Origin of the sequence: Amycolatopsis aidingensis (assembly GCF_018885265.1) — a bacterium.
Taxonomy (GTDB): Bacteria; Actinomycetota; Actinomycetes; order Mycobacteriales; family Pseudonocardiaceae; genus Amycolatopsis; species Amycolatopsis aidingensis.
Window position 1 is genome coordinate 2,709,045 of sequence record NZ_CP076538.1, and the last position, 21,358, is coordinate 2,730,402.

Annotated in this window: 22 protein-coding genes and 1 riboswitch; of the genes, 15 read left to right on the forward strand and 7 right to left on the reverse strand. The window is 71.8% G+C overall.

Annotated elements, in window-relative coordinates; translation table 11 throughout:
• Window positions 1-225 precede the first annotated feature (225 nt).
• From nadD to KOI47_RS12730, 7 genes are all read left to right on the forward strand, one after another.
• Window positions 226-825 (forward strand): nicotinate-nucleotide adenylyltransferase, encoded by a 600-nt coding sequence (gene nadD, locus KOI47_RS12700; RefSeq protein WP_216216171.1) that lies wholly within the window; start codon window positions 226-228, stop codon window positions 823-825.
• Between the two features lie 77 nt (window positions 826-902).
• The gene (rsfS, locus tag KOI47_RS12705) at window positions 903-1,313 is read left to right on the forward strand and encodes a ribosome silencing factor (RefSeq protein WP_216216172.1); all 411 of its coding nucleotides are present in this window, start codon (window positions 903-905) and stop codon (window positions 1,311-1,313) included.
• Complete coding sequence (locus KOI47_RS12710; protein ID WP_216216173.1) at window positions 1,310-1,936, forward strand: histidine phosphatase family protein; 627 nt, start codon at window positions 1,310-1,312, stop codon at window positions 1,934-1,936. The genes rsfS and KOI47_RS12710 overlap by 4 nt, the downstream gene beginning before the upstream one ends.
• A gap of 17 nt (window positions 1,937-1,953) precedes the next feature.
• A complete protein-coding gene (gene octT, locus KOI47_RS12715; RefSeq protein ID WP_216217272.1) occupies window positions 1,954-2,667 on the forward strand; it encodes a diglucosylglycerate octanoyltransferase in 714 nt (237 codons plus the stop codon).
• A 10-nt stretch (window positions 2,668-2,677) separates the two neighbouring features.
• Entirely contained in the window at window positions 2,678-3,529 is an 852-nt protein-coding gene (locus KOI47_RS12720) for a DegV family protein (protein ID WP_216216174.1), read from the forward strand.
• Between the two features lie 121 nt (window positions 3,530-3,650).
• A complete protein-coding gene (locus KOI47_RS12725) occupies window positions 3,651-4,466 on the forward strand; it encodes a ComEA family DNA-binding protein (RefSeq protein WP_232376709.1) in 816 nt (271 codons plus the stop codon).
• Window positions 4,463-6,898 (forward strand): ComEC/Rec2 family competence protein, encoded by a 2,436-nt coding sequence (locus KOI47_RS12730; RefSeq protein ID WP_216216175.1) that lies wholly within the window; start codon window positions 4,463-4,465, stop codon window positions 6,896-6,898. Before KOI47_RS12725 ends, KOI47_RS12730 begins: the two co-directional genes overlap by 4 nt.
• Window positions 6,899-6,911: 13 nt before the next feature.
• Here KOI47_RS12730 and KOI47_RS12735 read toward each other — a convergent pair whose 3' ends face one another.
• Both KOI47_RS12735 and KOI47_RS12740 read right to left on the reverse strand, forming a co-directional pair.
• Window positions 6,912-7,616, reverse strand: a complete 705-nt coding sequence (locus KOI47_RS12735; RefSeq protein WP_216216176.1) for an ABC transporter ATP-binding protein — start codon at window positions 7,614-7,616, stop codon at window positions 6,912-6,914.
• Window positions 7,613-8,698 (reverse strand): ABC transporter permease, encoded by a 1,086-nt coding sequence (locus KOI47_RS12740; RefSeq protein WP_216217274.1) that lies wholly within the window; start codon window positions 8,696-8,698, stop codon window positions 7,613-7,615. The genes KOI47_RS12735 and KOI47_RS12740 overlap by 4 nt, the downstream gene beginning before the upstream one ends.
• Window positions 8,699-8,870: 172 nt before the next feature.
• On the opposite strand from KOI47_RS12740, the gene KOI47_RS12745 reads away from it, so the two are divergent.
• The 3 genes from KOI47_RS12745 (at window position 8,871) to KOI47_RS12755 (ending at window position 11,627) form a co-directional block, all read left to right on the forward strand.
• On the forward strand, window positions 8,871-10,094 hold the full coding sequence (locus KOI47_RS12745; protein WP_216216177.1) for a sensor histidine kinase: 1,224 nt from the start codon (window positions 8,871-8,873) through the stop codon (window positions 10,092-10,094).
• Window positions 10,091-10,726 (forward strand): response regulator, encoded by a 636-nt coding sequence (locus KOI47_RS12750; protein ID WP_216216178.1) that lies wholly within the window; start codon window positions 10,091-10,093, stop codon window positions 10,724-10,726. The genes KOI47_RS12745 and KOI47_RS12750 overlap by 4 nt, the downstream gene beginning before the upstream one ends.
• A gap of 226 nt (window positions 10,727-10,952) precedes the next feature.
• Window positions 10,953-11,627: a hypothetical protein gene (locus KOI47_RS12755; RefSeq protein WP_216216179.1), complete on the forward strand. Its 675-nt coding sequence runs from the start codon at window positions 10,953-10,955 to the stop codon at window positions 11,625-11,627.
• A 39-nt stretch (window positions 11,628-11,666) separates the two neighbouring features.
• Here KOI47_RS12755 and thrC read toward each other — a convergent pair whose 3' ends face one another.
• Window positions 11,667-12,941, reverse strand: coding sequence for a threonine synthase (gene thrC / locus KOI47_RS12760; RefSeq protein WP_216216180.1), 1,275 nt, complete (start codon window positions 12,939-12,941; stop codon window positions 11,667-11,669).
• Window positions 12,942-12,954: 13 nt separating this feature from the next.
• Window positions 12,955-13,087: riboswitch (SAM riboswitch) on the reverse strand.
• Window positions 13,088-13,210: 123 nt separating this feature from the next.
• Here thrC and holA point away from each other — a divergent pair.
• Window positions 13,211-14,191, forward strand: a complete 981-nt coding sequence (gene holA, locus KOI47_RS12765; RefSeq protein WP_216216181.1) for a DNA polymerase III subunit delta — start codon at window positions 13,211-13,213, stop codon at window positions 14,189-14,191.
• A 57-nt stretch (window positions 14,192-14,248) separates the two neighbouring features.
• Here the strand turns inward: holA and rpsT are convergent, their stop codons facing one another.
• Window positions 14,249-14,509, reverse strand: a complete 261-nt coding sequence (gene rpsT, locus KOI47_RS12770) for a 30S ribosomal protein S20 (RefSeq protein ID WP_216216182.1) — start codon at window positions 14,507-14,509, stop codon at window positions 14,249-14,251.
• Window positions 14,510-14,836: 327 nt separating this feature from the next.
• On the opposite strand from rpsT, the gene KOI47_RS12775 reads away from it, so the two are divergent.
• Window positions 14,837-15,703, forward strand: a complete 867-nt coding sequence (locus KOI47_RS12775) for a DMT family transporter (protein ID WP_216216183.1) — start codon at window positions 14,837-14,839, stop codon at window positions 15,701-15,703.
• 27 nt (window positions 15,704-15,730) lie between these two features.
• On the forward strand, window positions 15,731-16,108 hold the full coding sequence (locus KOI47_RS12780) for a VOC family protein (RefSeq protein WP_216216184.1): 378 nt from the start codon (window positions 15,731-15,733) through the stop codon (window positions 16,106-16,108).
• A gap of 18 nt (window positions 16,109-16,126) precedes the next feature.
• Here KOI47_RS12780 and KOI47_RS12785 read toward each other — a convergent pair whose 3' ends face one another.
• Window positions 16,127-16,729: a class I SAM-dependent methyltransferase gene (locus KOI47_RS12785; protein WP_216216185.1), complete on the reverse strand. Its 603-nt coding sequence runs from the start codon at window positions 16,727-16,729 to the stop codon at window positions 16,127-16,129.
• Between the two features lie 112 nt (window positions 16,730-16,841).
• Here KOI47_RS12785 and lepA point away from each other — a divergent pair, with 112 nt between their 5' ends.
• The gene (lepA, locus tag KOI47_RS12790; RefSeq protein WP_216216186.1) at window positions 16,842-18,695 is read left to right on the forward strand and encodes a translation elongation factor 4; all 1,854 of its coding nucleotides are present in this window, start codon (window positions 16,842-16,844) and stop codon (window positions 18,693-18,695) included.
• 58 nt (window positions 18,696-18,753) lie between these two features.
• Here the strand turns inward: lepA and KOI47_RS12795 are convergent, their stop codons facing one another.
• The gene (locus tag KOI47_RS12795) at window positions 18,754-18,990 is read right to left on the reverse strand and encodes a hypothetical protein (RefSeq protein WP_216217774.1); all 237 of its coding nucleotides are present in this window, start codon (window positions 18,988-18,990) and stop codon (window positions 18,754-18,756) included.
• A 255-nt stretch (window positions 18,991-19,245) separates the two neighbouring features.
• Here KOI47_RS12795 and KOI47_RS12800 point away from each other — a divergent pair, with 255 nt between their 5' ends.
• Window positions 19,246-20,307: a nitronate monooxygenase gene (locus KOI47_RS12800; RefSeq protein ID WP_216216187.1), complete on the forward strand. Its 1,062-nt coding sequence runs from the start codon at window positions 19,246-19,248 to the stop codon at window positions 20,305-20,307.
• Between the two features lie 24 nt (window positions 20,308-20,331).
• On the opposite strand, the gene KOI47_RS12805 is transcribed toward KOI47_RS12800, so the two are convergent.
• Window positions 20,332-21,357 (reverse strand): alpha/beta hydrolase, encoded by a 1,026-nt coding sequence (locus KOI47_RS12805; protein ID WP_216216188.1) that lies wholly within the window; start codon window positions 21,355-21,357, stop codon window positions 20,332-20,334.
• Window position 21,358: the final 1 nt, after the last annotated feature.

Genomic DNA, 21,358 nt, shown 5'->3' on the forward strand with positions numbered 1-21,358 from the left:
GTTTATCGCAGCGAACGGGTGATTCACGCCACAGGCCACAATCGCGTCATGGACCGCCGACCAGGGACTCTCCAGGGCATGTCAGCACTCGGGGGGAGTGGCTGGCATGCGGCGGTTGCCCCCTTGGACCGCCGGACAAAGCGCGGTGCGTGGGTCAGACAGGGCCGGGGAGCGGAACGCCGACCCACGCACCGCGCGTGATCTCGGTGTATAGGGTTGGTTGCCATGTCGCCACGTCGTATCGGGGTAATGGGGGGCACCTTCGACCCTGTGCACCACGGTCACCTGGTCGCCGCCAGCGAGGTGCAGGCCCGGTTCAGCCTCGACGAGGTCGTTTTCGTGCCTACCGGCCAGCCATGGCAGAAGTCCGGCCGTACCGTCACCAAGGCCGAGGACCGCTACCTGATGACGGTCATCGCCACGGCCTCCAACCCGGTGTTCTCGGTGAGCAGGGTGGACATCGACCGCGGTGGGCAGACCTACACCGTGGACACCCTGCGGGACCTGCGCGCCGAGTACCCGGAGGACGAGCTGTACTTCATCACCGGCGCCGACGCCCTGGAACAGATCCTGACCTGGCGAAACGCCGAGGAGCTTTTCACCCTCGCGCATTTCATCGGGGTGACAAGGCCCGGTTACCACCTCAACGACCACCACCTGCCCAGCGGCAAGGTCAGCCTGGTCGAGGTGACCGCGATGGCGATCTCCTCCACCGGCTGCAGGGAGCGGGTGGGACGCGGCGAACCGGTCTGGTACCTGGTGCCCGACGGGGTGGTCCGGTACATCGACAAGCGCAAGCTGTACCGCGGCAGGCCAGCGGGCTGAGGCCCGGTGAAGGGCCGCGTTTCCGACAGCCGGGTGAAGTACCCTTCTGCGGGCGTACCCATACCCGAAGGAGCACTGTGGCAGCGACGGCCGAGGCACGAGAACTGGCGGTGGTGGCCGCCCACGCGGCGGCGGACAAGAAGGCTATCGACGTGGTCGTGCTCGATGTCTCCGATCAGCTGGTGATCACCGACGCGTTCGTCATCGCGTCCGCGCCCAATGAGCGGCAGGTCGGTGCGATCGTGGACAACGTCGAGGAGAAGCTGCGGATCGCGGGCCACAAGCCGACGCGCAGGGAGGGCGCCAGGGAAGGGCGCTGGGTGCTGCTGGACTACGTGGACGTCGTCGTGCATGTCCAACACGACGAGGAGCGGTCGTTCTACGGGCTGGAGCGACTCTGGAAGGACTGCCCCCGGATCGAGGTCGAGGGCCTGGAGGCGCGCGCGGCCGCGGCGGACGCGCCGGATCAGGAGGACGGCAGCTCGTGAGCCTGCGGCGGCTCGTACTGTGGCGGCACGGTGAGACCGACTACAACGCCAGTGGGCGGATGCAGGGACACCTGGATTCGGCGCTGACGCAGGTCGGCTGGAACCAGGCCCGGTTCGCCGCGCCCGCGCTGGCCCGGTTCGAGCCGGAGCTGGTCATCGCCTCCGACCTGCACCGGGCGACCGACACCGCCACCGTGCTCACCGAGGCGATCGGGGTGCCGCTGCGCATCGACAAGCGGCTGCGGGAGACCCATCTCGGGGAGTGGCAGGGGCTCACCGGCGCGCAGGTGGACGAACGCGCGCCGGGGGAGCGGGAGCGCTGGCGGTCCGATCCCACCTGGGCGCCGCCGGGCGGGGAGTCCAGGGTCGAGGTGGCCGACCGGGCCTTCGACGTGGTCGCCGATCTGCGCGGTCCCGGATCGGACGGCGGGGAGACCGTGCTGCTGGCCGCGCACGGTGGCCTGATCACCGCGCTCACCGCGCGCCTGCTGGAACTGCCGGTGCAGGTCTGGCCCTCGCTCGGCGGCATCGACAACTGCCACTGGGTGGAGCTCGGCCGCCGGGACGGCCGGTGGCGGCTGCACGCCTATAACGCCGGCATCACGGGTTCCGGCCACCGTTGAGCGAGCGCCCGGTCCGGATGATGGTGCTCGGCGACTCGCTGAGCTTCCACGGCCCCGACGGTCCCTGCCCTGCGGACGAACCCCGGCTCTGGCCGAACGTGGCGGCCACGGCGCTGGGCGGGCAGGCCGACATCGTGGCCCGGATCGGGTGGACCGCGCGGGACGCCTGGTGGTCGCTGACCGACGATCCACGAGTGTGGGCCGAGCTGCACCGGGTGGACGTGCTCGTGCTCGCCGTCGGCAGCATGGACGCGCTGCCCTCCCCGTTGCCGACCTACCTGCGTACCGGGCTGCGGTACCTGCGGCCGCCGGGCCTGCGCCGGGTGGTGCGACGGGCGTACCTTGCGGCGCAGCCCCGGCTCGCGGTGGCGCTGCGGGGCAGGCCCGCGGTGCTGCCGGCCCGGCTGACCGTGCACTACCTCGACACCGCCGTCACGGCACTGCGCGTGCTGCGCCCGGAGCTGCCGATCATCGGCTGGCTGCCCGCCGTGCACCGCGCCGAGTCCTACGGCTACGTGCACACCATGCACCGGCACACCCTGGCAGCGGTGGCTCGCTGGGCCCGGCTGGCCGGGGTGCCGGTGCTCGACCTGCCCGAGCTGATCGGCCCGCATGTCCGGGGCGGCCACGGCAATCCGGACGGTATGCACTGGGGCTGGGCCGGGCATGCCACCGTCGGCGCGGCCACGGCCGCGCTGATCGCCCCCTTGCTGAGCCCGACCGGCAAGTAGGCTGGCGGCCGTGCCGGTAGCCGTCGTCACCGACTCCACCGCCCACCTGCCGGAGGGATTCGCCGACCGGCACGCGGTCCGGGTGGTCCCGCTGCATGTGCTGATCGACGGCGTGGCCGCGTTCGACGGTGTGGACGTGGGGCCCGCGGCACTGGCCGAGGCGCTCGGGCAGCGCCGGATCGTCACCACCTCCCGGCCGACCCCCACCGAGTTCGCCACCGCGTTCCGGGCCGCGCTGCGCGAGGGCGCCGATTCGGTGGTCTCGGTGCACCTGTCCAGCGAACTGTCCGGCACCTGGGAGTCGGCCGTGCTGGCCGCGCAAGAGGTCGGCCCGGACCTGGTGCGGGTGGTCGACTCGAGGACGACCGCGATGGGGCTGGGCTTCGCGGCCCTGCACGCCGCGGGCGCCGCCGCCCGCGGCTGCGGGGGAGCCGAGGTGGAGGCCGCCGCCGTACGGGCAGCGCGTCGCTCGGAGACGCTGTTCGTGGTGGAGACCCTGGAGCACCTGCGCCGGGGCGGCCGGATCGGGCCCGCGGCGGCGCTGCTGGGCACCGCGTTGTCGGTCAAGCCGGTGCTGCGGATGGACGAGGGGCAGATCCGCCCGCTGGAGAAGGTGCGCACCATGCACCGTGCCGTGTCCAGGCTGGTGGAGCTCGCGGTCTCGGCGGCCGGTGCGGAGCCGGTCGAGCTCGCGGTGCATCACCTGGCGGCGCCGGAGCGGGCCGTCGAGTTCGCCAACCGGCTCGAGGACCGGCTGCCCGCCTCCACCGGCTGCGTGGTCTCCGAGATCGGCGCCGTGATCGGCGCGCACACCGGTCCCGGCGTGCTCGGGGTCGTGGTGCAACGCCCGGTGGACCGCTGAGCCGCGTTCCGGGCTTCGGCCAGGCCGCTGTGCGGCCGGGTTGTCCCCATCACCCGGGTTGTCCACAGGTGGCGTGGTCGCGACTACCGGTCGCCGCCCCACGACCCTTAGCGTCGAATATGTGTTCGATCAATCACTCGGCCCCGCGGACACCACGCCGGGCCCACACGATGTCCGGATAGTCGATTCGGAGACGCGCCTCCGCGAACTGGCCGAGGAGGCGGCGAGAAAGGAGGAGGCCGCCGGCGACCCCCGTGCCACGCGTACCGGCAGGCTGGTCGAGCGTTGGGTACCGGGTTCGCTGCTGTCCGGAGCGGGTGGACGGGGCCGGCGATGGGCGATCGTCGGCACCCTGATCGGCGTGGCGGGGGTGGTGGTGCTCGCCGTGCTCACCTTCGGCCGCGGCCCCAGCGCCGAGGTAGCGCCCCCGTTGCCCGCCGCGCGGGACAACGCCCGCGCTTCCCCGGTGGGGCAGGCGCCATCGCCGTCCGGCACCGCCGAGCCGCCCACGGAGCTCGTGGTCAGCGTCGTCGGCAAGGTGCGGTCTCCCGGCCTGGTCACGGTGCCGCCCGGCGCCCGCGCGGCGCAGGCGGTCGAGGCCGCGGGTGGCGCGGTACCCGGGGCCGACCTCGGCACCATCAACCTGGCTCGCAAGCTGGCCGATGGCGAACAGCTGTACGTCGGTGTGCCCGCGCCGCCGGGTATGGCGCCTGCCGCTGCCGCCGGTGCCGGGGCGCCACCGGGCCGGGTGGACCTCAACACGGCGAGCCCGGCGCAGCTCGAGGAACTGCCAGGGGTCGGCGAGGTCACCGCCCAGCGCATCATTGACTGGCGGGCTCAGCACGGCCCGTTCACCGCGGTCGAGCAGCTGCGTGAGATCGAGGGGATCGGGGAGAAACGGTTCGCCAGGCTGCGTGCCGAGGTGGCCGTGCGATGACGATGCCCGATCTCCGCCGCGGCACGCCGGTCCGGCACGACCTGCGGCTGGTACCCGCCGCGGTGACCGTCTGGCTGGCCGCCCTGCTGGGTCTGCTGTGCGGCTGGTGGGTAGCCTTGCTGGTCGCCGGGCTCGGGGTGCTGGCCGCCGTGCTCGCGTTGTGGCGTGGCCGGACGCTCCCGGCGCGGGTGCGTACCGGCGCCGCCGCCCTGCTGGTCTGCGGGCTGCTCTCCGGCGGACTGCTGGGGCCGCGTCTATGGCAGGCCGAACGTGACCCACTCCGTGACCCCGCCGCGCGCGGAGCCGGGGCAACCTTGCGGGTCGAGGTGACGCAGCGGCCGCGGCCGCTGCGGTCCGCGGGTTACGCGGGCCGCCAGGGTGGTGTGCGCTCGGTGCTCGTCGCGGCGGTGGTGCTGGAGGCTGTCACGGCACAGCGGCCGGTGGCCTCCTCCGGGCGGGTGCTGCTCATCGCGCCCGCCGCCGAATGGTCCCGGGTACTGCCGGGGCAGGTGGTGACGGCCGGGCCGGGTGAGCTGGCACCGGCGCGGCCAGGGGAGCTCACGGTGGCCGTGTACTACGTGCGCGGTCCACCGGTGGCCGCCGGGACGGCGCCGTGGTGGCAGGGCGCCGCGGAGTCCATGCGGGCCGGGTTGCGGGCGGCCGCTGGCGTGCTGGCCACCGAGCCCGCCGGCCTGCTGCCGGGCCTGGTGACCGGCGACACCAGCGCGCTTGCCCCGCGGGTGGAGCGTGAGTTCCTGGACGCGGGCATGTCGCACCTGGTGGCCGTCTCGGGCAGCAACCTCGCGATCGTCTGCGGTGCGGTCCTGCTGCTGCTTCGCGCCTTCCGGATCGGTCCCCGGGTGCGTGCCTGCACCGCGGGCGGCGCGCTGGCCGGCTTCCTGCTGCTGGCCGGGCCGGAGCCCAGCGTGCTGCGCGCGGGGGTGATGGGCGCGGTGGCATTGCTGGCGCTGGCGCTCGGCCGCAACGGCTCCGCGCTGCCCGCCCTGGCCGTGGCGGTGGGCGGGCTCGTGCTCTACGACCCGGCCATGGCGGTCAGCTTCGGCTTCACGCTGTCCGTGGTGGCCACGGCGGGTCTGGTGCTGCTGGCGCCGCACTGGGCGCGGATGATGACCGCCAGGGGCGTGCCGACGGGGTGCGCCGAGGCCCTCGCCGTTCCGCTGGCGGCCTTCCTGGTCACCGCGCCGGTCATCGCGGGTATGGCCGGGGAGCTGAGCCTGGTTTCGGTACTGGCCAACGTGCTGGCGGCACCGGTGGTCGCGCCGGTGACGATCCTGGGCGTGGCGGCCACGGTGCTGGCCGGTGCCTGGCCCGGCGCAGCCGAGGCCCTCGTGCACCTGGCCGGTCCCGGCCTGGACTGGCTGATCCTGGTGGCCCGCGAGGCATCCGCCGTTCCCGGGGCGTTGCTGCCGTGGCCGGATGGCTGGTGGGGCGGTCTACTGGCCGCCGGGGTCGCCGCCCTGCTGGTGCTGGCCGTGCGGTACCGGCCCGCGCGCACCGGACTGGCGCTCACCCTCGTGTTCGGCCTGCTGGTCCTGGTACCGCTGCGCACCATCGCCCCGCCGTGGCCGCCCGCCGGCTGGGCGGCGGTGGCCTGCGATGTCGGCCAGGGGGACGCGCTCGTGCTGGCCACCGGTGAGCCGGGGCGCGCCGTGGTGGTGGACACCGGGCCGCGGCCCGGCCCGGTGGACCGGTGCCTGGATCGGCTCGATGTCGAGCGGGTGCCGCTGGTGGTGCTCAGCCACCTGCACGCGGACCACATCGGCGGCTTGTCCTCGGTGTTCGAGGGCCGGGTGGTCGGCGGCGTCGCGGTGGGGCCGGGCCGGGATCCGGACTGGGCCTGGCGCCAGGTGGTCGACGAGGCGGCCGCACATCGCACGCCGCTGGTCGAGCTCGGTTCCGGCGATCGGCTGGCCTGGCCCGGGCTGCGGCTGGACGTGCTCGGACCGCGCCACGTTCCGCGCGCGACGGCGGCCGACGAGGACGGCACCACGATCAACAACGCCTCGGTGGTGGCCATGGCGAGCACCGCTGCCGGGCGGGTGCTGCTCACCGGGGACATCGAGCTGGCGGCGCAGTCCGACCTGCTGGCGGCGGGAACGGAGCTGGAAGCCGAGATACTGAAGGTGCCGCATCACGGCAGCCGGTACTCGCTGCCCCGGTTCCTGGGTGCGGTGCGGGCCCGGCTGGCGGTGCTGAGCGTGGGAGCGGACAACTCCTACGGGCATCCGAACCGGCGCACCCTGCGCACCCTCGCCGCGGGCGGTGCGCTGGTGGCCCGTACCGACACCGACGGGGATGTCGCCGTGCTGCCGGACGCCACCGGTCCCGCGCTGGTGCGCCGGGGAGCCCGGCGGCGGTTCCCGGCCGGCCGCGGCCGCTTCGGTGAAACTGGTCGATCCGCTGTGGAGTAACAGACAAGGGACCTCAACGCGGAGCCCTTTCGTCTTCGCGCCTCCGGATGGGGATGCTGAGGCATCCGTCGTGGACCTCGGCGATCTGGTCGACGGCGGTCAGGTGGGTGCGGTCGTGCGTGACCAGGACCGTGGCGGTGGTCCGCTGGTGGGTGAGGCGGGTAATGAGGTCCATGACCGCGGCCCCGCGTTGGTGATCGAGTGCGCTGGTGGGTTCGTCGACCAGGAGGACGGTGGGATCGTTCATCAGGGCGCGGGCGATGTTGACGCGTTGACGCTGGCCACCGGAGAGTTGGTGCGGGCGCCGTCTCGCCTGGGCTGCGAGGCCGACGGCGTCGAGCAGTTCCATCGCCCGGCTACGGGCCTTGGCCGGGGAACGCCCATCGAGCTGGGCCATGACCTGTAGTTGTTCGGCGGCGGTGAGCGATGGCAGCAGGTTGGGTTGCTGGAAGACGATGCCGATCTTGCGGCGGCGTAGGTCGGTGAGTTCGCCGCGGGTCATGCCCGCGGTGCCGGTGCCATTGATGCTCACGGTGCCGGCGTCAGGTGTGATGAGGGTGGCAGCGACCGCCAGCAGACTGGACTTGCCGGAGCCGGAGGGGCCCGCCACGGCGGTCAGGCTGCCCCTGGGAACGTCCAGCGTGACGTGGTTGAGCGCGGTCAGGCGGGAGTCGCCGTCGGGGTAGGTGAGGGTGATGTCGGTCAGGTTCAAGCTCATCGGGCGCTCCCCAGGGCGGTCAGCGGGTCGACGGAGGTGATGCGGCGGATGGACAGCGCTGCTCCCAGCGCGCCGAGCAGGATCAGCACGGCGGCCGGGGCGAGGACGGTGGCGGGGTCCAGGACGAAGGGCACGGCAGAGCGGGAAATCACGGTGCCGAGCCCCACCGCGAGCCCGGTGCCCGTGACCGTGCCGGCGAGGAGCAGAACGACGGCCTGGCCAAGGGCGTCTTTCAGCAAGCCGGTCGTGGTGGCACCCAGGGCCTTGAGCACGGCGATGTCACCGCTGCGCTGGATGGTCCAGATGGTGAAGAACGCGCCGATGACCAGGGCGGAGATGGCGAACAGGAAGCCGCGCATCAGCTGCAGGGAGCCGTTCTCCGAGGTGTAGGACCCGATCGCGGACAGCGAGTCTTCCTTGGACACCGTCCTGGTGCCTGCTGCCAGGTCGGTGGCCGCCGGATTGGCGTCGTCGGTGCTGAGGGCGATCACGGTCGCGATGGGGCCGTCGCTGCCCCCGGTGGGAGGCGCGGTCCTCCGCCACATCCCGAGGCTGGTCCAGATAACCGGGGTGTGGCTGAAGGAAGCCTCGCCGCGCACCGCGGCCACCGTCAGTTGCTGCCCGGCGAGGGTGACGGTGTCGCCGGGTTTGACGTCGAGGTCATCGGCAACCGTGGTGGACACCACCGCGGAATGATCATGGATATTGTCGCCCGCCGGGGCGAGCCCGGATCCGGGCCGGACGCCGAAGACGGAGACCGCGGTGCTGCTGTCGCCGACCGTGGCCTTGGTAGTGCTGATCCCCAGCGGCTCGGCCGCGGTGATGCCGGGGGTCCTTGCCCACTGCCGCCACTGCTTTTCGGTGATGGTGGAGTTCGCGTAGGACAGGTCCTCCTCCCCTCCGGGCGAGTTGAAGACGATTTCGTCGGCGGCCAGGCCCGTGATCGCGGAGACGTTCTGCTGCCCCAGTCCGGCGGTCAGCCCGGAGAGCAAGCCGACCAGCAAGGTGATCAGCACTACGACCGCGCCCATCAGGGCAAACCGCCCCTTGGCGAATTTCAGATCTCTCCAGGCGACGAACACGACCTGGCCTGCCCCTTCTGGTGAACGGAATCGGAATGACTCCACGATCGCCCCCCAGCACTGGGGCAGGCAGCCGACCATGGACAGCACTTCACCAGCCGGAAGGTGGTACGCCGGTTCTATCTTTTGATGGAAGGCGCACTGGGACCTGGAGACGTAGCCTGGACACACTGTGACCACCGCCGTTCCCGCACTGACACCGACCAACCGGGTGCTGGCGTGGTTCCTGCACCTGCTGGTCGTCGGCCTGCTCGGCCTGGCAGGAGGCCGGGCCCTGGCCGACAACCGGCCGCAGGCCGGGATGGTCGTCTTCGTGGCGGCGGCGTGCGCACTGGTGTATGCGGCCGGACCGCTGCTGCCGCGCGTCCGCACCTCCCGGCGCGCCGCCGCCTGCTGGCTGACCGCCGTGAGCGCGGTATGGCTGGTGTTGGTGGCCATGACCGCCGACGGGGTCTGGGTCGCCTTCCCGCTGTACTTCCTCCAGCTCCACCTGCTGCCGCGGCGCGCAGGACTTGCCGCCGTGGCCGCGACCGCTCTCGCCGCGATCGCCGCCTTCGCCATGCACCAGGGCTCCTTCAGCCTGGCCATCGCGATCGGTCCAGCGCTCGGGGCCGCCGTCGCGGTCGCGGTGGTGTGGGGGTACCAGGTGCTGTACCGGGAGAGCGAACAACGCAGGCGCCTGATAGACGAGCTCACCGCCACGCGCGCAGACCTGGCCGAGGCCCAGCACACCGCCGGGGTGCTGGGCGAACGCGAGCGGCTGGCCCGCGAGATCCACGACACCCTCGCACAGGGCCTGTCCAGCATCCAGCTGTTGCTGCGCGCCGCCGAACGAGCCCTGCCGCCCGCGTCAACGAATCTCGCCGCCAGCTATGTGGACCAAGCCCGCCAGGCCGCCGCGGACAATCTGGCCGAGGCCCGTCGTTTCGTCGCCGCACTCAGCCCGCCTGCCTTGGATGGCACCACCCTGGCCGGGGCGCTGGAACGCCTGTGCGGCACCACCAGCGTCCGACATCGGCTCACCGCACGCTTCCACCTCACTGGTGACCCGGTATCGCTGCCGACCGCGCACGAGGTGGTTCTGCTGCGCATGGCACAAGCCGCTCTCGCGAACACCGTCCGGCACGCCGGAGCCACCACTGTCGAGGTCACTCTCAGCTACCTCGGTGACCATGTCGCGCTCAGCCTTGTCGACGACGGCACCGGCTTCGACCCCGACCGTCTGCCGGGCCCCGACCCCGAGCGGGGCGGATTCGGACTCGCTGCCATGCGTGCCCGCGCATGCTCACTCGGCGGCACCCTCACCGTCGAGTCCGCCCCCGGCAAGGGCACAGCGCTAGCCGCCCGGCTGCCGCTTGACCAACCCGTCCAGACCAGGCCCGAGGCCCACCCGTGACCCGTACCCCGATCCGCCTCCTCCTTGCCGACGACCACCCGGTGGTGCGGGCTGGACTCCGTGCCGTGCTCGAGACCGAAACCGACCTCGTCGTGGTCGCCGAAGCCGCCACCGCCGAAGCCGCCGTCACCCGTGCCGCCGAAGGTGACATCGACGTCGTGCTCATGGACCTGCAGTTCGGCGCCGGCATGACCGGCGCCCAGGCCACCGCGGCGATCACCGCACGCCAGGGTGCCCCCCGCATCCTGGTCGTCACCACGTACGACACCGACGCGGATACGTTGCCCGCCATCGAGGCCGGGGCCACCGGTTACCTCCTCAAGGATGCACCTCCGGAAACTCTGGTTGCCGCCGTGCGCAGCGCCGCCGCCGGACGCACCACCCTGTCCCGCACCGTCGCCGACCGGATCATGAACCGGTTACGTACCCCCGACACCGCCCTGACCCGACGGGAAATCGAAGTCCTCACGCTGGTCGCCGACGGTTTGCCCAACCGAGCCATTGCCGGCCGGCTGCACCTCACGGAGGGCACCGTCAAGTCTCACCTGGCCCGCATCTACACCAAACTGGGCGTCGACTCCCGCACCGCCGCCGTCGCCGCCGCGACCAATCTCGGTGTCATCCGTCGCTGATCCCGCCGGCGAGGCCGTGTTCGGACACGCCGATACGATCAGAAATCACGCATTTCCGGAAATCCACCTTCTTTGGGTGTGATGTGGAATACTGATGGGAATCATTGTGTCGGGGCCGAAGTGCGCGGTTACTATCGGGCTGCTGCAGCGAAATTCAAATCTCTGTCCGTTTTGTTGGCTTCCATGATTTTTGTGGTGCTGCCAAATACCTGAAAGGTCAACAATTATGTTCTCTGCCCGTATCTACCGGCCAGCGGCCGTGGTGGTGACGGCCAGCGTTTTCCTGCTCGGCGCGGGGCAGGCCGCGAGCGCGACGTCCACCGATCTCGCGGCCGGGCAAGGAGAAGTGCACACCACCGAGTACCAAGTGGACCTCGCGCTCAGCAAGGTCGTTACCGAGGAGAACATCACGACCCTGCTGGAATCGGCGCGCGACGCCGGCGACGCCGAATCCGTCCGGCTGCTGACCGAGGCCCGGTCCGCCCTCGGGGAAGTACAATCCGAACAAACCGCGCTGGCGTCCGGTTCGGCGTCGGATGTCGACATCATCGCGATCGTGAAGCGGATCGCCAAACTGGCCCAGCCGATTGTCGTCGCCGCCCTGCGCGTCGGCGGGGACGGGGCGGCCAGGATCCTGGAATCGATCGCCAAGCTGGTCACCTCGATTCCCGGGATCGGGCTCGGCGGGCCGATCACCGATGTGGTGCTCAAGTCCGTCGCCACCGGCTTGCGGGTCGGCGGCGCCGTGCTCGCCGACATCATCGAGAGCATCCGGATCGAGGGCACTCCGCTGGTCGAGGCGCGGGCACTGCTCACCCAGCACCTGCGCACCGACGCCGGGCTGCCGCAGGCGGCCGCGGACACCTGGGGTGCGGTGCTGGCCCAGGTCGCGACCGCCTGAGGAGGCTGCGGCCGGTCGTCGGCGAGGTGCCGGCCGGGTCTACTGGCCGAGCACCTTGCCGACGGCCTCGGCGGAGGGCGGCACGGTGGCCTTCGGGCCCACCTTGTCCTCGATCGCGTCCAGGGTCTTCAGGCCGTCGCCGGTGATCAGCAGTACGGTCTCGGCATCCGGATCCAGTTTGCCGGCGTCCAGCAGCTTCTTCGCCGTCGCCACGGTCACCCCGCCCGCGGTCTCGGTGAAGATGCCCTCGGTGCGGGCCAGCAGCCGGATGCCCTCGACCACCTCGTCATCGGTGACGTCCTCGATCGCGCCGCCGGTGCGGTGCACCGTGTCCAGCACGTACGGCCCGTCGGCGGGATTGCCGATCGCGAGCGAGCGCGCGATCGTGTCCGGCTTGACCGGCTGCACCACGTCGTGCCCGTTGCGGAAGGCGGTGGAAACCGGGGAGCAGCCGGTGGCCTGCGCGCCGAAGATCCGGTACGGGCTGGGCTCCACCAGGCCGAGCTCGCCGAACTCGCGGAAACCCTTGTCCACCTTGGTCAGCTGGGAGCCGGATGCGATGGGCACCACGATCTGCTCCGGCAGCCGCCAGCCGAGCTGCTCGGCCACCTCGAAGGCCAGCGTCTTGGAGCCCTCGGAGTAGTACGGGCGCACGTTGACGTTGACGAAGGCCCAGTTCTCGTGCTCACCGGCGAGTTCGGTCGCCAGCCGGTTCACATCGTCGTAGTTGCCGTCCACGGCGATCAGCGCGCCGTCGTACACGGCCGTGGTGAGCACCTTGGCCCGCTCCAGCGAGGACGGGATGAGCACCACGGACTGCCAGCCGGCACGCGCGGCCGCGGCGGCGACCGCGTTGGCCAGGTTGCCGGTCGATGGACAGGCGAGTACCTCGAAGCCGAACTCGCGGGCGGCGGCCAGCGCCACGGCCACGACCCTGTCCTTGAACGAGTGCGTGGGGTTGCCGGTGTCGTCTTTCACCCAGACCCTGCGTACCCCGAGTGCCTCGGCCAGCCGGTCGGCCCGCACCAGCCGGGTACAGCCGGGCTCGGTGTTCGGGATCTGCTCCACATTCGAGGGCACCGGCAGGAGCCGCTTGTAGCGCCAGATGTTGCGCGGTCCGGACTCGATGTCCTCGCGGCGCACCCGGCCGAAGTCGTAGGCGACCTCCAGCGGGGAGAAGTCCTCCGCGGAGACGAACTCGGGTGCCAGCGGCTGGCGGTGCCCTTCCTCCTTGGAAACCAGCTCCGCGGCCGGGCCGAGGTCGAGCGCGCCCTTGGTGGCGGTGCGGGTGGTCGTGGTCAGGGCTGGCGTCATCGCGAGGTTCCTTTCCTCATCTGCCCCACTCGTGCGGGTCGGAATTGGCACCGTTGTCGTCAGCTACCTCGCGGAATCGAGATGACAGGCTGACGCCGGTTGCCGGGGCTTCTGCGGGCCGTTCCCTCTGCCCCTCTGGATGAGCTGTATTCGGTTGTCGGCCGCTCGGCCGTGGCTACACCGTACGACACTCCGCTCGCTCCCGGCTACGGACAAGGACGCACATCACCGGAGCGGAGCCCGAGGCGGCCGCATGGCAGGATCGATCCGTGACCGCACCGGCAACCACCCCAGCCCCGCTGCACCTGGTCCTCGGTGAGGAAGAACTGCTCGTCGAGCGCGCCGTCCGGGCCGCGCTGGACGCCACCCGGCGTGCCGATCCCGCCGCCGAGCTGACCAGGATCCGGGTGTCCGAACTCACAGTCCCCGTGCTCGCCGAGCTGGTCAGCCCCTCGCTGTTCAGCGAGGGCAAGGTGATCGTGGTGGACGCGGCGCAGGACGTCTCCCAGGAGGTCGCCGACGCCCTGACGTCCTACCTCGCCCAGCCCGTCGACGGCGTCGTGCTCGTCGTGGTGCACAGCGGAGGCGGGCGGAGCAAGGCGGCGAAGGCCCTGCCCGCCGCGCTGCGCAAGGCGGGCGCGGTGGTCACCGAATGTGCCAAGATCACCCGGCCCGCGGACCGGGAGGCCTTCGTGCGCAACGAGGTCCGCACGGCAGGCGGGCGGATCGACGCGGCCGGGGTCACCGCGCTGATCGATGCCGTCGGCTCCGACCTGCGGGAGCTCGCCTCGGCCGCGGCCCAGCTGGTGGCGGACTCCGGCGGCTCCGTTGACGAGGAGGCGGTGCGCCGCTACCACCGGGGTCGTGCCGATGTGACCGGTTTCGCGGTGGCCGAGCGTGCCGTGGCAGGCGATCGCGCGGCGGCACTGGAGACGGTGCGCTGGGCCCAGCAGATCGGGGTGCCGCATGTCCTGATCGCCGACGCGCTGGCGGACGCGGTGCGGACCATCGCGCGGGTGGCCGCGGCAGGCAGGGGCAACCCGAACCAGCTTGCCGGAGAGCTCGGGATGCCGCCGTGGAAGATCCGCAAGGCACAGGGGCAGGTGCGCGGCTGGGGCCCGGACGGGCTGGCCGACGCCATGCGCATCGTGGCGCGGCTCAACGCCGAGGTGAAGGGCGCGGCCGCCGATCCGGACTACGCGGTGGAACGCGCCGTGCTCGAGGTGGCCGCCGCGAAGGAGACGCGGTAGCCCGGCACACCAGAAAGCCCCGGCGTGCTGCGACGCCGGGGCTTCGGAAGGGAAAGCTCAGAGCTGGTTGGCCCGCTTGGCCATCGCGGACTTCTTGTTCGCCGCCTGGTTGGCGTGGATGACGCCCTTGCTCGCGGCCTTGTCCAGCTTCTTGGCGGCCACCCGCTGCAGCTCGATGGCGCGGTCCTTCTCACCGGCGTCGGCGGCCTCGCGGAACTTGCGGATCGAGGTCTTCACCGCGGACTTCACCGACTGGTTGCGCTGGCGCGCCTTCTCGTTGGTCTTGATCCGCTTCATCTGGGACTTGATGTTGGCCACGCGGGCGCTCCTTTGCCTTTCGGGTGGTTTCGTGCCGTGTTGTCGTGGCCCTGTCCGCGACTGGCGGCAGGCTTCCTCCCTGGCGGAATGCCACACGGCAACGGCTGAACAGCCTACACGCGGCCGGCGCTGCCCTTGCGGTAGGGTTGCCGCATAAGTGCCTAGGGTTCCGTCGCCGCTTCGCCAGCCCGGACCACAACCAGGAGCGGCGAGCCTGGTCCGAGCGGCACCATCGGCAGGCCCGGATGGCCGAGCCGTTCATATGACGGGACAAAAGCCTGGAGTATCCGGCCTTCCGCGTCCGCGGAAGGCGCAGAAGGGTACTTCATGCACGGCACCGCCTTCCTCCTCGTCTTCCTCGCCGCACTCGGGCACGCCTGCTGGAATCTGGTGGCCAAACGGGTCGGTGGTGGCGCCCGGTTCGTCTGGCTGTACTACACCGTGTCCGCGGTCGCCCTCGCGCCGGTGGCGGGCTGCGTCCTGCTGCTCGGCGACGAACCCGCCCACCCGAGCTGGCTGCTCGCCTCGGCCGTCACCGCGCTCCTGCACGTGGGGTACGGGGTGGTGTTGCAGCGTGGCTACGCCGCCGGTGACCTCTCCGTGGTCTACCCGCTCGCCCGCGGCACCGGCCCGCTGCTGGCCGTGCTGGCCGCGATCCTGCTGCTGGCGGAACGTCCGGGGCCGCTCGGCCTTGCCGGTGCCGGGCTGGTGGTCACCGGCGTACTGGTGATCAGCTCGGGGGGCTCCGGGCCGGAGTCCGGTGGCCGGGCCCGCCGCGCCGGGATCGGCTACGGCCTGCTGACCGGCGTGCTGATCGCCGGCTACACCCTGTGGGACGCCTACGCCGTGACCACGCTCGCCGTGCCGCCCCTGGTCTACTTCGGCACCGGTGCGGTACTGCAGAGCCTGCTGCTCGCGCCGGCCGCGGCCGGCGCGCCGGGCGAGGTGGGCAGGCTCTGGCGCCGGCACCGCGGAGAGGTGCTGCTGGTCGGGTTGCTGTCCCCGGCGGCCTATCTGCTGGTGCTGTTCGCCATGCGGCTCGCCCCGGTGAGCCTGGTCGCGCCGATGCGCGAGCTGAGCATCGTGCTCGGCGGGCTGGCCGCCTGGCGGATGTTCGGCGAGGCGAACCCGGTGCGCCGGATCACCGGATCGGGTGTGGTACTGGCCGGGATCACCGCACTCGCGCTGGCCTGACCGCCGCGGGCAGGGTAGGCAGGAGGGATGGAGGTCCTGAGCAGTCGAGTGTTGTTGAAGCCGAGGCGGCCGCAGGCCTCGATCGAGTTCTACCGCGACGTGCTGGGGCTGGCGATCTACCGCGAGTTCGCCGTGGGCACGGTGTTCTTCCTCGGCCAGGGGTTCCTCGAGGTCGTCGGCAGCGGGGAGGCGGGCCCGAGCCCGGACGTGGCGCTGTGGCTGCAGGTTCGCGATCTGGCGGCCACCCTGGCGGAGCTGCGGGCCAAGGGCGCGCCGGTCGAGCGGGAGGCCCGGCGCGAGCCCTGGGGCCTGGACGAGGCCTGGATCAGCGACCCGGACGGCACCCGGATCGTGCTGGTGGAGATCCCGGCGGACCACCCGCTCCGGGTGGATGTGCGGGGCTGATCCCGGTACGGATCGGGCTCAGTCCGCTGGCCGGTAGGCGCGTAGCTGCGCCGCGGTCGAGGCCAGTGCCCCCGGCGGCTGCCAGGTCCAGGTCTGCACATCGGCGAACCCGGCCTCCTCGGCCTCCCCGGCCAGGACGTGCCGCGGTACCGGCAGCCACTTCTCGTGCGCGGACAGCACCAGCCGCCCGCCGGGCCGCAGCACCCGCACCAGCTCGGCGAACCCGGCGGCGCGGTCCTGCCACAGCTGCACGTTGTTCACGGTCAGCACGATGTCGACCGAGGCAGGCTCCTGGCCGGTCGCGGCTGCCGAGCCGGTGCGCAGCCGGACCGTCTGCGCCGCGACCGCGTCGGCGCACCGGCGGCCGCAGGTCTCCAGCATCTCGGCCGAGGGGTCGACGCCGATCACCAGCCCGGCGCGCTCGGCGGCATAGCGCAGGCCCACCCCCGGCCCCGGCCCGATGACCAGCACGGTTTCCTCCCCCGCCGGCTTGGCGATATCGACCACCTGACGTTCGGTCGGACCGTTGCCGTAGGCCATCACCGAGCCGCCGAACCTGCCGAGCAGGCCACGTGGATGGCCAAAGGCCCGGTCCAGCATGTCGGTAAGTGAGGTGTTCATACTTCGAGGACAGCACGGGTGCCGGCACCCCGCATCGGGGATGACCCGGACTCCTGCCCGTAGGACGTGGGATCATAGCCGCAGCCATCCCCGACAAACGCCGAGGACACGAGTGACGAGCTTCGCCGACACGACCTTCACCCCGCCGGAGTTGATCCGCAACTTCTGCATCATCGCGCATATCGACCACGGCAAGTCCACGCTGGCCGACCGGATGCTGCAGCTCACCGGGGTGGTCGAGGAACGCACCATGCGCGACCAGTACCTGGACCGGATGGACATCGAGCGGGAACGCGGCATCACCATCAAGGCGCAGAACGTCCGGCTGCCCTGGCAGGTCGACGGCACCGACCACGTCCTGCACCTGATCGACACGCCCGGTCACGTGGACTTCACCTACGAGGTCTCCCGCGCGCTGGCGGCGTGCGAAGGCGCGATCCTGCTGGTCGACGCCGCGCAGGGGATCGAGGCGCAGACCCTGGCGAACCTGTATCTGGCCCTGGACAAGGACCTCACCATCATCCCGGTGCTGAACAAGATCGACCTGCCCGCGGCCGAACCGGACAAGTACGCCGCCGAACTGGCGCACATCATCGGCTGCGAGCCGGGCGACGTGCTGCGGGTCTCGGCCAAGACCGGGGCCGGGGTGCGGGAGCTGCTGGACGAGGTGGTGCGCCAGGTGTCCCCGCCGGAGGGGGACGGGCAGGGGCCGTCCCGGGCGATGATCTTCGACTCGGTGTACGACACCTACCGCGGCGTGGTGACCTACATCCGGGTGGTCGACGGCCGGATCACCCCGCGGGAACGGATCCGGATGATGTCCACCGGCGCCACCCACGAGCTGCTGGAGGTCGGCATCATCTCGCCGGACCCCAAGCCGAGCAAGGGCCTCGGGGTCGGCGAGGTGGGCTACCTGATCACCGGGGTGAAGGACGTCCGGCAGTCCAAGGTCGGCGACACCGTGACCGCCGAGCGCAAGGGTGCAGCCGAGCCGCTGCCCGGCTACCGGGAGCCGAAGCCGATGGTCTACTCCGGGCTGTACCCGATGGACGGCTCGCAGTACGGGGCGCTGCGCGAGGCGCTGGACAAGCTGCGGCTCAACGACGCCGCGCTCACCTACGAACCGGAGACCTCGGTGGCGCTCGGGTTCGGCTTCCGCTGCGGCTTCCTCGGCCTGCTGCACCTGGAGATCACCAGGATCCGGCTGGAAAGGGAGTTCGACCTCGACCTGATCTCCACCGCGCCGAACGTGGTCTACCAGGTGTACCTGGAGGACGGCACCGAGCACATCGTCACCAACCCGTCGGACTGGCCGACCGCAGGCAAGATCGCCGAGGTGCACGAGCCGCTGAGCAAGGTCACGGTGATCGCGCCATCGGAGTTCATCGGCGCGATCATGGAGCTGTGCCAGGGCAAGCGCGGCCAGCTGCTGGGCATGGACTACCTCTCCGAGGAACGAGTGGAGCTGCGGTACCACCTGCCGCTCGCCGAGATCATCTTCGACTTCTTCGACTCGCTGAAGTCCCGCACCCGCGGGTACGCCTCGCTGGACTACGAGGAGGCGGGCGAGCAGGCCGCCAACCTGGTCAAGGTGGACATCCTGCTCCAGGGCGAGCCGGTGGACGCGTTCTCCGCGATCGTGCACAAGGACGCCGCCTACAGCTACGGCAACAAGATGGCGACCAAGCTGCGCGAGCTGATCCCGCGGCAGCAGTACGAGGTGCCGATCCAGGCCGCGGTCGGCGGCCGGATCATCGCGCGGGAGACGATCAGGGCGATCCGCAAGGACGTGCTCGCCAAGTGCTACGGCGGGGACATCTCACGAAAGCGGAAACTGCTGGAGAAGCAGAAGGAAGGCAAGAAGCGGATGAAGACCGTGGGGCGGGTCGAGGTGCCCCAGGAGGCCTTCGTCGCCGCGCTGTCCAGCGAGGAGCCCTCGGACAAGGGTGGCAAGGGCAAGAAGTAGGCGGATCCGGCCAGGGGCGCCCGCGCGGGGCTGGTGTCCGCGCGGGCCACCCCGTGACTCAGCCCACGCCGAGCAGGATCGCCAGCGCCTGCACCAGTGCCGCCGAGGTGTCGGCGATCGTCTGGTCCAGGTACTCGGCGATCGGGGTCAGCTCGGCCGCGGAGGCCTGGCCACCGAGGCCGAGCGCGAGCAGCGGAACGGCGATGGCGCTCACCGCGACGCCGCGCAGGGTCCAGCGCCTGGCCATGCCGTTGCCGGTCCGGATGTCAGCAGGGTTCTCCGGGTATTCGCTCATCAGCTCCAGATCCTTTCTTCGGGTGCGCGAGTGACCTTCGCGTACGGAGCACACTGGCCTGGACCGAACGGAGCAACAAGGCGGTTTACCAATGGTTTCCGGTCCCGAAACGGGTGGCCCGCCATTGGAGTGAGCCCGCGTTACCGGCGGGACACACGGTGCGGCCTTTTCCCACCGGCCGCTGACCCGGTGCCCTTTCCCCGTGTGGCGTACCAGACGTCGACCCCGCCCTGCCGCGGTTCGTAGGCTCATGGCATGTTCGACAGTCTTCGCGTCCCGGTGATCGTCGCACCGATGGCGGGCGGCCCCAGTACCCCGGAGCTGGTGGCCGCGGCCACCCGGGCCGGGGCGTTCGGCTTCCTCGCAGGCGGTTACCTCGGCGCCGAGACCCTCGCCGGGCAGCTGGACCGCACCGCCGAGCTCGCCGGGGACGGCCGGTTCGGGGTGAACCTGTTCGTGCCAGGAGCCGAGGCCGCGGCCGACCTCACCGGCTACCGCGACCGGCTGGCCGCGGAGGGCCGCCGCTACGGGGTGGAGCCTGGTCGGCCGCGCTGGGACGACGACGCCTACCCGGCCAAGCTCGATCTGCTGGTGGACCGGCGCCACCCGGTGGTCTCCTTCACCTTCGGTGTCCCCTCCGCGCGGGATGTCGCGCGGCTGCAGCAGGCGGGCAGCACGGTGCTGGTCACGGTCACCTCGCCCGCCGAGGCGCGCCAGGCCGCCGCGGCGGGCGTGGACGGGCTGTGTGTGCAGGGTTTCGAGGCAGGCGGGCATCGTGCGCTGCTGGCCGACGACGAGAGCGACCCGGTGGGCGGCGAACTCTACGGGATCCTCGCGGCCCTGCGGCTGGTCTCCGCCGAGGTGGACCTGCCGCTGGTCGCCACCGGGGGCCTGGTGCACGGCGCGGATATCGCGGCGGTGCTGGCCGCCGGGGCGGTGGCCGCGCAGCTGGGCACCGCCTTCCTCCGCGCGGACGAGGCCGGCACGAACCCCACCCAGCGGCGCGCGCTGGCCGATGCGGACCGGACCACCGCGTTCACAAGGGCGTTCAGTGGCCGGCCCGCCCGCGGGCTGGTGAACCGCTTTCTGCGGGAACATTCGGCACACGCGCCTGCGGCCTATCCGAACCTGCACCACCTCAGCAAGCCGATCCGGGCGGCCGCGGGGAAGGCGGGCGACCCGGAGGCCATGTCGCTGTGGGCAGGGCAGACCTACTCCCAGGCTGGGCAGGGCCCGGCCGCGGAGATCATCGAGCGGCTGCACCGGGAGGCCGGCGCCGCCATCACCCGCGCGAGCAGGCGGCTGCTGGGGGAGTAGCTGGGGGAGCAGCTGCCGCCGGGTTCAGCTCACTGCCGCACGGTGTTCGGCCGGGTGACCAGGGCGGTGCTGCCGCCGGTGCGCGTCGGCGGCGAAGAAGCCGAGCAGCTCGGCGATCGCGAGCGGGTCATCCAGCTGCGGGCAGTGCCCCCAGTCCTCGCGCAGCAGCAGCCTGCTGTGCGGCACCAGCGTATGCAGCCTGCGGCCCGCGCCGGGGCTGACCAGCTTGTCCTTGCCACAGGCCACCACCAGCAGCGGGGTACTGATCCGGTCCAGCTGGTAGGCCTGCGCCAGCTCGCCGACCAGCTGGCGGGCCTGCTCCAGCCGGGCGGTGGTGGCCCGGTAGTCCGGGAACAGCTCGGTGAACCGGCGGACCTCCTCCGCCCGCGCCGCGGCGGGATCCGCGTAGAGCAGCTTGGGCACCACCTGCTGGGCCACCGCGCGGACCAGGAATCCCGGTACCGGCACGGGCAGCGCGGAGTACAGCCGCAGCGGCAGCGGGTACCTCGCGACGGTGCGCACCAGCCAGGAGTCGGCAAGGCCAGGCGCGGCGATCGAGACCACTCCGGCGAGCGGGAGCCGGTCGTGCTGCGCCGCACGCAGGCCCAGGGTGCCGCCGAGCGAGTTCCCGGCGAGTACGACGGTGGGCCCGCCGCCCCGCTTGGTCCTGCCGTCCGTGGCCGCCTGCTCCCGCAGCACCGCCGCGGTGAACGCATCCAGCTGGGGCAGGATCGGGCCTGGGCGCAGTGCGTCCGCCTCCCCGAAGCCGGGCAGGTCGACCGCGACGGCAGGCCGCCCCGCCGCGGCCAGTTCGGCGAGCACCCCGCGCCAGGTGTCGGCGGAGTCGCAGTAGCCGTGCAGCAGCACCAGCCGAGGCGCCTGCGTCGCGGTACGGCGGCGCAGGCCCTTCCTGCCGCCGGGCCGGGGCCCGGCCTCCAGCACCCGGGTGCGGAAACCGGCGAAGCGGCGATGACCGACCCGGATCTCCGCCGGATCGGCCCGTTCATGGCTCGCCGGTTCCGGCGTCGCCTCCCGCCGCGCTGCGGTCATG

Excerpts from the sequence above, each read along its gene's own strand:
- nadD (WP_216216171.1), top strand. The coding sequence starts at position 226 with ATGTCGCCACGTCGTATCGGGGTAATGGGGGGCACCTTCGACCCTGTG.
- octT (WP_216217272.1), top strand. The coding sequence starts at position 1,954 with ATGATGGTGCTCGGCGACTCGCTGAGCTTCCACGGCCCCGACGGTCCC.
- KOI47_RS12730 (WP_216216175.1), top strand. The coding sequence starts at position 4,463 with ATGACGATGCCCGATCTCCGCCGCGGCACGCCGGTCCGGCACGACCTG.
- KOI47_RS12735 (WP_216216176.1), bottom strand. The coding sequence starts at position 7,616 with ATGAGCTTGAACCTGACCGACATCACCCTCACCTACCCCGACGGCGAC.
- KOI47_RS12755 (WP_216216179.1), top strand. The coding sequence starts at position 10,953 with ATGTTCTCTGCCCGTATCTACCGGCCAGCGGCCGTGGTGGTGACGGCC.
- thrC (WP_216216180.1), bottom strand. The coding sequence starts at position 12,941 with ATGACGCCAGCCCTGACCACGACCACCCGCACCGCCACCAAGGGCGCG.
- KOI47_RS12775 (WP_216216183.1), top strand. The coding sequence starts at position 14,837 with ATGCACGGCACCGCCTTCCTCCTCGTCTTCCTCGCCGCACTCGGGCAC.
- KOI47_RS12780 (WP_216216184.1), top strand. The coding sequence starts at position 15,731 with ATGGAGGTCCTGAGCAGTCGAGTGTTGTTGAAGCCGAGGCGGCCGCAG.
- KOI47_RS12785 (WP_216216185.1), bottom strand. The coding sequence starts at position 16,729 with ATGAACACCTCACTTACCGACATGCTGGACCGGGCCTTTGGCCATCCA.
- KOI47_RS12795 (WP_216217774.1), bottom strand. The coding sequence starts at position 18,990 with ATGAGCGAATACCCGGAGAACCCTGCTGACATCCGGACCGGCAACGGC.
- KOI47_RS12800 (WP_216216187.1), top strand. The coding sequence starts at position 19,246 with ATGTTCGACAGTCTTCGCGTCCCGGTGATCGTCGCACCGATGGCGGGC.
- KOI47_RS12805 (WP_216216188.1), bottom strand. The coding sequence starts at position 21,357 with ATGACCGCAGCGCGGCGGGAGGCGACGCCGGAACCGGCGAGCCATGAA.